Below are 15257 nucleotides of genomic sequence, written 5' to 3'. Positions count from 1 at the left end.
GAATCAGTTTTGAAAGTCGCGGTGTAATTTGCTGTCCTTATTCACCGTCAAAAAATGCCTGTAACACGCCTACACACAGGTTTAGGACTTATCCAAAGACTTTATTGGCGATCGCATTTATACATAATATATATAGATAATTGAAGTTATTACCTACAAATAAAACAACCCCATCCCGGAAGCAAGATGAGGTTGAAAGCTATAGCTATTTCTGCAAATTAGATAAATTTTAGATGTCTACAATAGCTCGATCTATACAAGCTCTCATTTTTTCAGATAGAGTTCGGACATGGGGTTCTCTAAAAATAGAGTCGTGGTTTCCTGGAACATTTTGAATATCCAAACCTCCTAAGACCATTTCACTCCAACCCATTTGCGGGTCAACCTCCCGTTTTTCCAATGCAAAGCGCTCTTCTGCTCGGAATACAGTGACTCGACCTGGATAAACTTGTAGAACATATTCTCTGGCTGCCTGTTTATTGGCTTCTTCAATTGTTAATTTCCGGTAGTTATAAGGTACAGTCCGCCAGATTCTTAAGGAAAATTTAAAGAGCAATTTTCGGAACTTTTCTTGAAGTTTATACTTCAACCAAGAACTTTTGTTTCTTATTTGCTCAAGTACGTAATGAGTCCCAAGTTTTGTCAGGTTGTCCCAATGTTGAGAAACTCGCTTTTCTAATGGCGCTTGTTTAATATAATTTGGGCCAGTGGTATCAAATAAAGCTAATAAAGCTACTTTTTGACCTTGCCTTACGAGTTGTTGAGCTATTTCCCAAGCTACTAGTCCGCCAAAGGAGGAACCACCCAAAAAATAAGGGCCTTCAGGTTGAATAGTTTGTATCTCTTTGATATAATGAGCCGCCATTTGTGCAAGCTTGGTAAAGGGAGCTTCTTTCCCACTTAATCCTCGTGCTTGTAGTGCATAAAATGGCTGATCTGTACCCAAATGAAGTGATAAATCTCGGTAGTAGAGGACACTTAAACCAATCGCATGGATACAAAATAGAGGTGGCTTGGAACCGTTGGGCTGCATTGGTACTAGTGATGACCAAGGCATCGATTTTCCTGAATTGGTACTGATACCACTCTCAACCTGATTATGGCTTTCTGGCAAAAACCCTTGCTGGCGAATGAAATTAGTTAATTGCTCAATGGTTGAATATTGCAAGAGAATAGCTAAAGGCAGATTTAGACCAAATATTTTTTCAATGTGAGAAAACAGGTGTACTGCAAGTAATGAGTTTCCACCCAAATCAAAAAAGTTGTCTTTTATACCGATGGGATGAATACCTAAAATATTTTCCCAGATTTTAGTTAACTGAAGTTGTAATGGATCTTCTGGTGTGGCAAATGTTTTTTCTATTTTAGAATTATTTTGATTTAGCACAGATAAGGCTTGGCGATCAACTTGATCGTTAGCATTGAATGGTAGAAAATCGACTATGAAAAAGGCAGAAGGCAATAAATGTTTAGGTAACTTTTGCTGGAGAAAACTCAGCAGTTGCTTACTCCCAAAAGTCTCCCCTTGTCTGGGGACAACATAAGCAACTAAACGTTTATCCCCAGGAACATCTTCTTTGGCAATCACCACAGCTTTTTGGACACCTGGATATTGACCTAAAATTGTTTCAATTTCAGCCAGTTCAATGCGAAAGCCGCGAATTTTTACCTGATTGTCTAAGCGGCCTAAAAACTCAATATTGCCGTCACTTAAGTAGCGTCCTAAATCACCAGTTCTGTAAAGGTATGCTCCAGATTCGCTGCTGAAGGGATTGGGGATAAATTTCTCAGATGTTAATTCGGAACGATTAAAGTAGCCTTGGGTAACACCGATACCACTGATGTAGATTTCACCAGTTACGCCAATAGGGAGGAGTTGCGATCGCCGATCGAGAATGTAGATTTGGGTATTGGCGATCGCTTTTCCTATGGGAATTTCTGACCGAGTGTTACTGGCTTCAGTGGTAGTCTCTGGATCGTAAACCGTGGCTGTCAAAGTTGTTTCTAGCGATCCATAAGCATTCAGCCAGCGTACTTGCTTGCCAACTTTTTCTACCCAAGTTAGATAAGCATTACGTGAGACTTTTTCGCCACCAACTATAACTAAGCGCAAGCTGGTTGGCAAAGTTTGTGAAGATACAGATCGCTCTTTAACTAACTCATACCAAAAAGCAGTAGGTAAATTGACAACGGTAATCTGTTGTTGAGCAATGAATGGGAAAAACTGCGTCGTCGAGTTTTTTAGCTCTTGAGATTGGAAAATTACGGTAGCACCAGTAATCCAACTGGGGAAAAGTGATTCAATGAAAGTATCGCAGCTGATACTAGGTATAAGTAGTAGGCGATCGCTCTGGGTCAACTCCCAAGTTTCGCTAATTGCCAAGCTGTGGCTGACAAGATTACGGTGGGTAATAGCTATACCGTTGGGTTTTCCATTGCAGCCGGACACATACATTACACAGGCGAGAGTCCGAGCTGTGCCATAACTTTCTGGATTTTCAGTCACGTGTACGGCAATAACTTCCCAATCACTATCCAAACAGATAGCTTGTGCCTGATGCTCAGAGAGATTCTGAACCAATGAGCTTTGGGTTAACACCAAAGATATTTGGGCATCTTCTAAAATGACAGCCAGACCATCTTGCCCAGATGTCGGAGCAATCGGTACGTAAGTTCCACCGACTTTCAAAATACCCAACAGCCCCACAATCATCTCCAGGGAAGGCTCTAGATAAAGACCGATGAGTACCCCCGATTCTACCCCTAAAGTTTGCAAATAGTAGGCTAGTTGATTTGCCCGCTGGTTAAGTTCTTGATAAGTTAGTTGCTGATTTTTAAAACTTACTGCAATATTATTTGGAGTTCCTTTAGCTTGAGTTTCAAACCACTGATGGATACAAGTATTCTGGGGATAATCAGCTTGTTTACTATTCCACTCAACTAACAATTGATGTTGTTCAGGTGCTGTCAACAGGGGTAATTCAGCAATCGGGCGATCGGGATTAGCAACAATACCTTCGAGTAAAGTTTTGAAGTGTCCCAACATCCGTTCTATTGTACTGGCATCAAACATCTCGGCATTGTAATCAAATACCATACCTAGACCATTATCCTGTTCCCGCAAGACCAATGTTAAATCGTATTTGGTTTTGCCATGATAGATGTAGCCAAATAGAGAACTGATAGTCAAATCAGGAAGTTGCACTGATGCCATGCCACGACCATTTGACCAAGGAGGATTGAGGGAGAATTTTACTTGAAATAGGGGCGAGCTATTGCGACTTCGCTGTTCTGGTCTAAGTTCTTCAATTAGCTTTTCAAAAGGTAGGTCTTGATGGGTATAAGCCTCTAAACAATCCTTACGCACTTGGTCTAATAATTCTCGGAAAGTTGGGTTAAGAGCAAAGTTACTCCGCAGTACAAGAGTATTAGAAAAAAATCCAATCAGCCCCTCGGTTTCAACTTGTCCTCGACCTGCACTTGCAAAGCTAATTAGTATGTCTTCTTGTCCAGAATAACGGTAGAGCAATAGCTCGAATGCTGCCAATAGAGTCATGAACAGGGTGACACCCCATTTTTGACTCAGGTCTGTCAGAGCATGGTTCAGCGTCTTTGATAGCAGTAGGGCCGCGCGATCGCCTCGATAGGTTTGCACTCCTTGAGGACGGGGGCGATCGTAAGGTAACTCAATGATCGGTAAATTACCTTCTAGCTTTTGCTTCCAGTAATTTACCTGTAACTCTAAAACCTCTCCCTGGAGCCATTGATATTGCCAATTGGTAAAATCAGCATACTGCACTGGTAAGGGAGTTAGAGGAGAAGCCTTTCCCGCCGACAATGCTTTATAGATGTTAGTGAGGTCTTGATAGAACAGATCGGACGAAGCTCCATCACAAACTATACAGTGCATATTCCAAATTAGCAGATGTTCGCGATCGCTCAACTGGAGCAGTAACACCCGCAAAATCGGCCCATTGCCTAAATCAAAGGGTTGATGAGCTTCTTTAGTTGCCAGTAGGTGAGCTTCTGTCTCTCGTTGTTCATCTGGTACTTGCCGTAAGTCAATTATTGGCAGTGTCAAGGAAACATCCGTGGCAATTACTTGAGTGGGCTTTCCATTCACTGCTGGAAAAGTTGTCCGCAGAACTTCATGGCGACGGACGACTTCTCTTAAACTTTCCTCTAAGACAGCAACATTGAGATTCCCCGTAAAACGCACCACAACTGGCATATTGTTTGAGGAACTATCAGGTTCAAACTGATGCAGGAACCATATCCGTTGCTGACCAAAGGAAAGCGGCAAGTTGCCATTCCGTTCACAAGCGATAATTGGGGGAATTTGTGAACTGGCGGCTGTGTTAATTTGTCGGAGAAAGTTGATGATTTCGGTTTTTTGAGTTTTTAACTCGGTCAGCAATTCTGGTGTGAGACTATCTTTTGCAGCCCGATAGCGTAAGCGTTCGCCCTCTAGCCAAAGTTTGACATCGCGCTGACGTAGCTCAGATAGTAATTCATCTAATGTTTTCATAGCTCACCTTCCTCGTAATCATCAGCTGTTTCACTCTCAGCAGCTTGAACGCCTTGGGTTGCCCATCGCAGAGTTTCCACTCGTTCAGCCAAATCCGCTACCGTTGGTAATTCAAATAAATTGGACATCAAAATTTCTGCTTGCAAGGCTTGGCGCACTCGAGAAACCACTTGAATACCTAGTAGAGAATATCCACCCAATTCAAAAAAGTTGTCGTTAATCCCAACCTGCTTGACATTAAGAACCTGCGCCCAGATATCTGCTATCTGCTGCTCAATGGGAGTGCGGGGCGCTACATAATTTGCCTTCAGTTCCGGGCGGGAAGCATCTGGCTGTGGCAATGCGTTGCGATCGACTTTGCCATTGGGGGTTAACGGCATAGCTTCTAGTGCCATAAAGATTGTTGGCACCATAAAGTCAGGAAGCTCTTGTTTCAAGAATCGACGCAATTGCGAAATCACTTGCAAGCTATCTTGAGCAGTTTCGGCAACAATATAAGCTACTAGACTAGTCTCATTAGGAGTGTCTTCTCGAACAATTACAACGGCTTCTTTTACTCCTGGATGTTGCAGGAGTGCGGTTTCAATTTCACCCAATTCTATGCGGAAACCACGCAGTTTTACCTGATAGTCGATACGACCCAAGTATTCAATATGTCCATCTGGTAAATAGCGAGCCAAATCTCCAGTTTTGTATAAGCGCGATTTAGGGTTTGAGTTGAAGGGATTAGAAATAAATCTTTCAGCAGTCAGTTCGGGACGATTTAGATATCCCCTTGCTAGTCCTTCGCCACCAATATACAACTCACCTGATATACCAATGGGAACGGGTTGTAAATGGGAGTCTAAAATGTAAATTTGCGTATTAGCTAGAGGGCAACCAATGCTTATTGGTTTATTTGCCGTTGTCACCTTGTAGCCTGTTGACCAAATCGTTGTTTCTGTAGGCCCGTAGAGGTTCCACAGACAAGCTCCCTTCGGTAATAATTGATTTGCCAGGTCTCTAGGTAAGGCTTCGCCCGTGGAAATCATCTTCAGTTGAGGACTACCTTGCCATCCGGCTGCCAGTAATAGCCGCCAAGTAACTGGTGTCGGTTGCATAAAGGTTGCCCCGGAGGTGGTTAGCGCTTTTAACAGTTGAGTACCATCAGCCGCAACTTCACGGCTCACCAATACCAACTTCGCACCTACAGACACGGGTAGAAAAATTTCTGAAACGGCAATATCAAAAGATAGGCTAGTAACAGAGAGGAGAGTATCTTCAGCAGTTAAACCCGGTTCTTGAGCGATCGCATTTAGGAGATTAACAGCACTCTGATGTTGAATTTGAACGCCTTTCGGTTGACCTGTCGAGCCAGATGTATAGATGACGTAGGCTAAGTTATTGGCAGTGACGTTATGTGTAGGGTTATCTAAGCCATAATCTCTGGATTGCCAGTTGTTATCAAGGCAAACAATCTCTGCTTGATGGTTGGGTAGCCCCGATTTTAGCTTCTCCTGCGTTAGTAGCACTGATACTTGAGCATCTTGCAACATGAAAGCTAAACGTTCTTGAGGATAAGCATAATCTAATGGTACATAAGCTCCCCCGGCTTTGAGAATGCCTAAAACTCCTATAACCATTTCCAAACTGCGCTCGACACACAGACCAACTAGAACTTCTGACCCGACTCCTAAGCTTTGGAGGTAATGGGCTAGCTGATTGGCTCGCTGATTCAGTTCGCGGTAGCTAATTTGTTCATTTTCAAAAACTACAGCGATCGCATCTGGAGTCTTTTCCACTTGAGTTTCAAACAGCTGGTGAATGCAGATATTTTGGGGATAAGCTGTTTGAGTATTGTTCCATTTTGCTAATAACTGTTGCTCAACTGCTGGCAAAATTGGCAATTTAGCAATAATTTGATTAGGGTTAGCAACTATGCCCAATAACAAAGTTTCAAACTCTGCCATCCGGCGGCGGATAGTATCAGCGTCAAATAAATTAGTATTGTACTGACATTCTAGGATAAGTTCACCATGCAATTCTGTAGCATTGATAAACAGTTCAAAATTCTCGAAGGCGCGGGGATTGGAGAAAAATTCTACTTCTAAATTAATAAAGGGAAGTCGATCGCTATCTAAAGCTTGATCGACATTAAATATAATCGGTACTAAGGGAATACGGCTAGAATCCCGTGGCAATACTAATTTTTTGACCAGACTACCAAAGGTAAATTGTTGATGATCGTAAGCATCTAAGACAGCCGATCGCCGCGTTTGCAAGTAGTCGCTGAAAGATTTTTCGCCATGAATCTGGCTACGCAATGGAAGTAAATTTACGCAGTGACCTACAAGATTATATTGCCCTAAAGCAGCTTGTCCAGCGGCTGGAATGCCTACAACTAAGTCGTTTTGTCCTGTTAAACGGTGTAGCCAAACCTCAAATCCTCCCAGGATCGTAGTCATAAAGCTACAACCGAGTTTTGTTCCTAGTTGTTTCAGGTTGGCAACTAGTTCGGGATTTAAATGCCAATCTTCGCGGGCAGCGTTAAAGGTTCTGAGTGGTGGACGAGGGCGATCGCTAGGGAAATCTAGTACAGGTACAGAGTCAGCGAATTGTTGTAACCAATATTGTTCTGTGGCGATCGCTTCTGGACTATCCGCCTCTTCTTCGTGCAAAATCGCATATTCACTGAAGTAGTCTGGTTCTTCTAATTCAGGAACAATACCCTGTTGCAAGCCAGAATAAAGTTTACCCAAATCTGGCATCAGTATTGCCCAAGACCAACCATCACAAATAATATGATGGGCAGTCAAAATAGCTAGATGCTCCTGCGGCTGCAATTTGACAATTTTTGCCCGAAATAGAGGGCCATGTTCCAAATCAAAAGGTTGCTCTACCTCTTGTCGCCAGATACTAGCTAATTTTTCCTGTTGTTCCTGTGGTTCCAGGTTAGAAAGTTCAATAATAGGAATTTCAATTTGCCGAGAAGCAACAATGCAGAGTGTATTGCCATCGGTACTAAAAGTTGTCCGTAATGCTTCATGACGTTGTACTAACTTTTCCACCGCAGACTGGAAAACTTTGACATCAAGTTCGCCTTTTAGTCGCAGAGATTGAGACTCGTTATAAGCACAATTGGCAGCATCTCCCATTTGCACAGAAGCCCAAATTTCTTTTTGTGATTCTGTGGCGGGGGCGGTTAGAAGTAATTCTCCATCTGCAAATGGATCAAAATCAACCGCAGTTAATGTCGATTGATAATCTACAGGTGATAAGGTCATAAAAATCTATTATTTTCTCAGTTTATTGAATGTGGATAAATCTCAATCTTTTTTTAAGTTACTGACTTTAAATACATTGTTGAGCCAAGCTTGTAGACTTTAAATAATTACGCGCTGGGACTTCTACAAATCTATATGTCAATGATGCAGCCAATAAGACAATCATAAGAAATACTCCTAAAGATGTCAATGCTTGATATTCTGTGAATCCTTTGCCAAAAACATCGTAAAATTTATCAATCCAGAATATTCTTAACAATTCTTGAATAAACCAATGAACCATATAAGTTGAGTAAGATATAGTCCCGATATATAGCATTAAGCCTGAGTTTAAAAACTTTGATATTACACTATTATTGTTGATAGATACAGATAAAATTAGTAAAGAAAAAGCCGGTAAAATTAGCCAATCATGAAGGTTACGAAAATCATGCCAGTAGTAATGCATAATCATAATTATCCAAGTTATAGCTAGAATTGCCAGTAAATTAAGATTGAAATACTTTTTATAATTACCTCTATGGTAAACTTTGTAAGTTATAATACCAAGTATGCATTCTAGCCCACATCTAGCTATTGAAGGGATGCCAATAATAGTATCTAAATTGCCACGGGTAAAGGTGATTAGTAGTAATAGACTAAAGAGAGTACAACTATAAACTATCAAATCAGTTTTGTGGTTGTTTTTTAACAAAGTTAATAATAAAAATGGAAATATACAGTAAATAAAAAACTCTACGCTAATTGACCAAGACGGCTCATTCCAATAGGTATTACACCATAATAAAGGTGGGCATTTTAGGTCGAATGCTTGTAAAAGAAAAATATTTGCAAAAAGTGCGGTTAAGTTAAATTTATCAGTAAAGGCAGAAGTATTTAGGAAAAGTAATTTGACAACTTCTAATCCAATAAATAAAGAAATAATCAATATATGCAGAGGATAAATTCTAGCAAAACGCAAAAATAAATATGAACGATAGTTCTTTAAACTTACTTTTAAATAAAAAATCTCTGCATAAACGTGGGTCATGATAAAACCACTCAAAATAAAGAAAAAGTCAACCCATAAATATCCATTTTTAAAAAAATTACTATAGGCTGATAAAGTTGAACCTGTTTTCGGTAAACCGTAGTAAGAAAAATGGTGTATAACAACAACCAAGGCTGCAATACCACGTAAAGAAGTGAGTGATTTGATGTGTTTATACATTGATATTTTTGGTTTTAGTTTCTATCTATAGCAATCCTATTTGATTTGTAAAAATTATTTTTTAACGTAGATGCATAGTTGCTTGCTGTCGTCTACAATGAATGATGTAACGTTGCATAAAAACAAGCTAAACGAAGCGTCTAAAATAGAATATTTATGTCACAAATGATTTAGAATTGCTATAGAACACCGATTTGTATTCAGGCTAATTAATAATTAATCATTTGGGAAAATTTAGATTTTTTTCATAATCTTGTCGGTAAATTGCTTTAGCCTTCCCTCAAGAGATTTGAGTTTTAATACACCAGAGCGCAGTATCATAAATTTACTTTTTGGTCGGCGATCAGATAGAAGACCCAGAGCAAAAATTTTGAGTCGGTCTTTCAGGGCAGATTTACCCGGTGGAGTGGGTTCCAATCCCAGTCTGCGTAAATAACTGTTGATTTGATATATTCTGGCTTTGAGATCATAAGGTCGCAGATAAAAGAGGATACTCAAAGCTACAGAGACATTATTATCATTTTTGGCCCAATGGGGTGCCAGTATCGGATGATGGAGTCCTTTGCCTGGTTGCAAATGGTAAACCCTTGCTTTACTCTGATTTTCCTCTCTATAATTTGCTACATTCAGGTCGCCTACATAAAATTTTTCAATTTCCTCTTCGCTCAGTACAGAACGATCGTTTTGATTGAAGAGGCTCATATCTTTCTCGCCCTGAATTTGAAACAGGAAATTCAACTCACTATCAATATGGTAAGGTGTAATAGAATTTGGAGAACCAATAAAGATGTAAGCACCTAGCCACGTCATTTGCTTCCGAAGGGGTTTACCTGTAAGAGTTTCGAGTTCAGTTATAATCTGGTTGACCAAGGCAGCATATTCTGGGTCTACTTGAACATCTTCAAGCATGACCCAAGAATCTGATTCTCCAATATGTGCGATCGCCTCATTAATTTGCTTGATTCCAGGTCGCTGATTCCACTTTTGCTCAACAGGGACTTTGCTGATATAAGACTGGATTTTATTTGTTTTACCCTGACTTAGCATAGTATTTGCAAGCTCAACTAAGCGGGGGATCTCAAATAAAGGATGTCCTGCAAGGTTATGCGAAAACATGAAGTGCGAAGAGTTGAAGTTTTCCCGGAAGTTTGAAATATCAGTTTCAATTATTTGTTCAGGAAGCTTCGCATCGGACTTTATAGAACTTGGTTCAAGTAGATTATCAACTGACATACAAAAATGGATGAGTATTTACTATTTGCAAAAATTACTGATGGTCACTATGCTTTCTGTGCAATTGCTTTTTTAAAGCACTTCAGGAAACACTTGCGACTTGTAAATATTTTCCAGGTCGCTCAGTATCGGGAATATACCAGGCGGGGTTGCCTTGGGGATCTCGTCCTAATTTGGCATCAGCTTGTGGAGGACGATTGCGTAAGCTGTTATTGGTAATTTCGCAGTTTGTTACTTCTATGGGGGGTGCAGACAAGAAGCCAGCAGACTGCATTTCAGCAATACTTTCTTTAAAGGCTGCCATTACAAAAGCTAGATCGGCTTCGGAATGGGCTGTCGTCAAGAAGCAAGGACGGTGATCCCAAGTATGCACTCCCTTATCCCGCATCAAGTAAAACAGTAAATCTCCGTAAGCAAACTCTGGTGCAGACTTCACCATAAACAGTGAACCGAAATTATAAGCTGTGAACGGTGCTTGAACTTGCTGGAAATAACCCATGAGTTCCGCTACAAACTTATCGGTTCTGGCATTGAGATTTTGCTGTAAGCTGGGGCCACTCTGTTTTAAATGCTGAAGTACTGCTTTCGCGGCTGCTAATGCTAAAGGATGGCGGACGAAAGTGCCGGCGAAGTAAGTCACGCCTACTTCTGGAACGGAGTCATCACCAAACTGCCAAAACCCACCATCTAAAGCATCCATATATTGCGATTTGCCAGCAATAACTCCAATCGGTAGTCCACCGCCCACAATCTTACCGTAGGTTGCTATATCAGCTTTGATACCAAAATGTGCTTGAGCGCCACCTGGATGAATTCTAAATCCGGTAACGATTTCATCAAAAATCAGGGCAATACCAGCTTCCTCAGTAAAATCACGCAATTGCTGAAGGAATTCTTTGGGTTGGTATTCAGGGCGACGGCTTTGCACAGATTCCACCATCACTGCTGCTAACTCATCAGCCCGACTTCTGAGGATTTCTAGAGACTCAGGCGAATCATAGTCTACCACCAAAATGTTCTCTACCATTTCGGGTGGAATACCAGGAGCAGCAGGAATTGACCGAAGTTTTTTTGTACCCCTAACAATTACTTCATCCAAAATACCGTGATAAGCTCCAGAAAAGATGGCGATTAAGTTACGCCCTGTGATCGTGCGTGCCATCCGCATCGCTCCCAATACCGCTTCTGAACCTGTGTTGCAAAAGGCTGCTCGGTCAAAGTTGGTCAACTCACACATTAGCTTTGCCACTTCTCCAACTAAGGGAGTTTGCGGCCCAATTTCCATGCCGAGTTTGAGTTGTGCTTCAATTGCTTCGGTAATGAAAGGTGGCGACCAACCAAACAAATTCAAGCCAAAGCCATTGCTTAAATCGACATATTCATTGCCATCAACATCCCAAAGTTTAGAACCTGATGAACGAGACGCCACGATAGGATAAACCATCTCTTTCATCGTCGGGTTAAACCCGGAAACAGTTCTGGGATCTGCCAAGTAAGGGCGATGAGCTTGAGTATATTCTTTGGATTTTTGAGTTCGTTTTGTATATCTTTGGATAATTTTGTCTAGATGAGTGCGTTGTTGCGCTGTCAGAGTTTTAGTCTGGGTCTTTTCAATTCTAGCCGCCGCACCAAATGCCTTTTTAGCACCATTTGACTCATTATCTACCGATGCTTGTGATTCTTTGCTGGTTTGGATTGCGGGGATAGATACAGCATTTTGTGGCTTGACACCATTATTTTGAGATGTCGGCGCAGGTACAACTGGGATTGTTAGAGATTGACTGTTATTACCCAATAGTGCCAATTGCTGGCTCATGATTTGTAGCTGCTGATTAATCACATTTTCTAGGATGCTATTAGATACAGCAGGTTGGGCAGAAATCTGAGGTGTAGATCCATTTGATCCATTTGTATGAACTTCATGCACTACCAAAGTAGGTAATGTGATTGTAGGTGTAGGTTCTGGCAACGGTGCTTCTGGAATTGGGTCTGCAACGGTTTCTGTTAATCCTAGTGCAGATAAAGTTTCGGGAGACAAGGCTGAATTGATAAAGTCAGCCAGTGTTCCTAAATTTGGGTAAATTTCTAGTAACTGCCTAAGCGTTACTTTGACTTGAAACTTTTTCTTCAAAGCTAACCCGACTTGCGTCAGAGATAAGGAATCTAATCCCATTTCTAAAAATGTTGTCGAATCATCAACACTCGTGATTTCTAATCCTGAAGTTTCTTCGATAATTTCTTTGAGCAGGGGAATGAGCTTTTGCTGAGGAGATGTTGTCATAATTTTGGTCTTTTCTAATAATTGGGGATTTAAAAGTTTGGGAGTTGCGGCACGATTGGGATGAGGTGGAGGATCAATCCAGAAGCGTTGGTGTTCAAAGGGATAAGTAGGTAGAGGAATTCGTTGTCGCGTTTCCCTTTGATAAAAGTTGCTCCAGTCAATAGATACTCCTGCTAGCCACAGTTGTCCTACTGCCTTGAGTAATGCCGTCCATTCGGCTTCGTTCTCAGCGTTATCACCCAGAGAAGGAATCGCTATCTGTTGTTTAATATCTTTTGCTTGTTGGCGGGCTAAGGTCGTAGTTGTGATTCGCGGCCCCACCTCTAACAGTAGGCGTTCTGACTGCTGCCATAGGATTTGTATGCCTTCGGCAAATCGCACAGTCTGGCGTAGATGTGTAGCCCAATACATCGGATCAGTTGCTTGCTGGGCTGTAATCCAGTCGGCGGTAACTGTGGATACAAAGGGAATTTGGGGTGGCGATAATTTAACTTTCCCAACTACCTTAGCAAAAGGGGCTATGATGCTATCCATCATTGGGGAGTGGAAAGCGTGGGAAGTGTATAAATGGCGACAGACAACTTCTTCGCTTTCAAGTTGTTTTTGCAGAGCCGCGATCGCCTCTGTGGGGCCAGAAACTACACACAGGGAAGGGCCATTAATTGCGGCGATCGCTAGTTCTGCACTCAATCGCGGTTCAACCTCTTTGGCTGGTAGGCGCACTGAGAGCATAGCCCCTGCCGGTAACTCCCACATTAAGCGACCGCGAGTTGCAACCAACATCAGCGCATCTTCTAAAGTAAATACACCCGCAATACAGGCGGCGACAAATTCGCCAATACTATGACCAATCATGCCTTGGGGCTTGACTCCCCAACTTTGCCACAGTTGCGCTAACGCATATTCAATGACAAATAATGCTGGTTGGGTAAAGCAGGTTTGCCGCAGGGAGATAGCCGCAGTTTCACGATCGCTCGGTACAGGATAGATGATTTCTCGTAAATCCCTGCCCAGTAAAGGTTTAAGGGCTTCAGCACATTCATCTACTGCTTCCTGAAACACAGGTTCGCGGTTGTAGAGATTCAGTCCCATGTTCACATATTGCGATCCTTGTCCGGGGAACATGAAGACAACGGCTGGATTGCGAATTTCTGTATGACGAGTATTTACTTGATTGGGATCTAAAGATTGCAGGGCTGCGATCGCATCTGTAATATCGTGACAAACTATACTGCGTCGGTAGTTAAAAGCTTTGCGCCCTCGCTGTAGGGTATAAGCAACATCAGCTAAGTTAATTTCGGCATTGTACTGTAAATGCTGCTGTAAATTCGCTGTTGCAGCCTCTAAAGCTTGACTAGTTTTTGCCGAGAGCAACAATAGCTGCTGTGGACGCGAAGATCCTGAACTTTGGATTTGTGGCGCTTCTTCTAGGACAATATGAGCATTAGTGCCGCCGACACCAAAAGAACTTACACCAGCTCGTCGTGGAGTTTCACCCTCCGACCATTCAGCTAGTTTGGTATTTACATAGAAGGGGCTGTTGGCAAAGTCAATCTTGGGGTTGGGAGCTTCAAAATTTAAACTAGGGGGAATCTTTTTATAATGCAGGGCGAGAGCAGTTTTTATTAACCCTGCTACCCCAGCCGCCGCAACTAAATGTCCAACATTGCTTTTAAGAGAGCCGATCGCACAAAATTGTTTAGCATCTGTATGTACGCGAAATGCTTGCGTCAGCGCTTCAATTTCAATCGGGTCGCCTAAAGGTGTAGCTGTACCGTGAGCTTCAATATAAGAGATGGTTTCTGGGTGAAAGTTGGCATAAGCTTGCGCCATTGCAATGGCTTCTGCTTGTCCGTCTACGCTGGGAGCCGTAAAGCTCACCTTATCAGCGCCGTCATTATTGATACCAGAACCACGAATTACGGCATAGATGCGATCGCCATCATTGAGTGCATCTTCTAAACGCTTGAGGACAACCACTCCTGCGCCATTGTTGAACATTGTGCCTTGAGCGCTGGCATCAAAGGGACGACAATGCCCATCTCCAGAAAGCATACTGCCTTCTTGCGCCATATAACCGCTGTTTTGGGGTGTAGTCATAGATACACCACCAGACAAAGCCAAATCACACTGATAGCTGGTTAAAGCTTGGCAAGCCTGAATGATTGCTACCAAAGAAGTGGAACAGGCTGTATTGACGCTGACGGCTGGGCCTTTGAGGTTGAGTTTGTAAGCAGCACGGGTCGTTAAAAAGTCTTTTTCATTGGCTAACATCGTCTGGAACTCACCGATGCGATCGACAATTTCCATACGTCCAGAAATGTGGTTAGCAAAATAAGTATTTTGACCACAACCAGCATACAAACCAATTAAACCTTCAAAAGACTCTGATTCATAACCAGCATTTTCCAGGGCTTCATAAACCAACTCTAGGAAAACTCTAGCCTGTGGGTCCATAACCACAGCTTCTAACGGATTAATACCAAAGAAGGCAGCATCAAAGGTTTCTCCCCCAGGAATTATCCCTCTAGCTTTTACATAGCTAGGATCTTTGCAAAGGTTCGGATCGATACTAGGATCTAGTTCTTCATCTTGAAAGAAAGTCGTTGATTCTAATCCCTCGCACAGATTGCGCCAAAACTCATCGACATTTCCAGCGCCAGGAAATCTTCCTACCATGCCAATAATGGCAATACCATCACTAGGATCTTGGTTATCGGATGCTTGCATATTTACCATTGC

5 protein-coding genes are annotated in these 15257 nt (G+C 42.0%); all 5 read right to left on the bottom strand.

Features of this window, described 5'->3' with window-relative positions; translation table 11 throughout:
• Positions 1-229: 229 nt before the first annotated feature.
• On the bottom strand, positions 230-4528 hold the full coding sequence (locus RMY63_RS10385; protein ID WP_322728612.1) for an amino acid adenylation domain-containing protein: 4299 nt from the start codon (positions 4526-4528) through the stop codon (positions 230-232).
• On the bottom strand, positions 4525-7791 hold the full coding sequence (locus RMY63_RS10380; protein ID WP_322728611.1) for an amino acid adenylation domain-containing protein: 3267 nt from the start codon (positions 7789-7791) through the stop codon (positions 4525-4527). The genes RMY63_RS10385 and RMY63_RS10380 overlap by 4 nt, the downstream gene beginning before the upstream one ends.
• Positions 7792-7858: 67 nt before the next feature.
• On the bottom strand, positions 7859-9001 hold the full coding sequence (locus RMY63_RS10375; protein ID WP_322728610.1) for an acyltransferase: 1143 nt from the start codon (positions 8999-9001) through the stop codon (positions 7859-7861).
• A gap of 234 nt (positions 9002-9235) precedes the next feature.
• Positions 9236-10234 carry a cupin-like domain-containing protein gene (locus RMY63_RS10370; protein ID WP_322728609.1) on the bottom strand — a complete coding sequence of 333 codons (999 nt, stop codon included), beginning with the start codon at positions 10232-10234 and terminating at the stop codon, positions 9236-9238.
• An 82-nt stretch (positions 10235-10316) separates the two neighbouring features.
• Positions 10317-15254: an aminotransferase class III-fold pyridoxal phosphate-dependent enzyme gene (locus RMY63_RS10365; protein ID WP_322728608.1), complete on the bottom strand. Its 4938-nt coding sequence runs from the start codon at positions 15252-15254 to the stop codon at positions 10317-10319.
• Positions 15255-15257: the final 3 nt, after the last annotated feature.

The sequence above is a fragment of the Nostoc sp. ChiQUE01b genome (assembly GCF_034531255.1).
GTDB lineage: Bacteria > Cyanobacteriota > Cyanobacteriia > Cyanobacteriales > Nostocaceae > Nostoc.
The sequence above is the reverse complement of the archived record's forward strand: the minus strand, read 5'-3'. Positions and strand labels throughout refer to the sequence as shown.

Coding starts and splice junctions, on each gene's coding strand:
- RMY63_RS10385 (WP_322728612.1), bottom strand. CDS start 4,528: ATGAAAACATTAGATGAATTACTATCTGAGCTACGTCAGCGCGATGTC.
- RMY63_RS10380 (WP_322728611.1), bottom strand. CDS start 7,791: ATGACCTTATCACCTGTAGATTATCAATCGACATTAACTGCGGTTGAT.
- RMY63_RS10375 (WP_322728610.1), bottom strand. CDS start 9,001: ATGTATAAACACATCAAATCACTCACTTCTTTACGTGGTATTGCAGCC.
- RMY63_RS10370 (WP_322728609.1), bottom strand. CDS start 10,234: ATGTCAGTTGATAATCTACTTGAACCAAGTTCTATAAAGTCCGATGCG.
- RMY63_RS10365 (WP_322728608.1), bottom strand. CDS start 15,254: ATGGTAAATATGCAAGCATCCGATAACCAAGATCCTAGTGATGGTATT.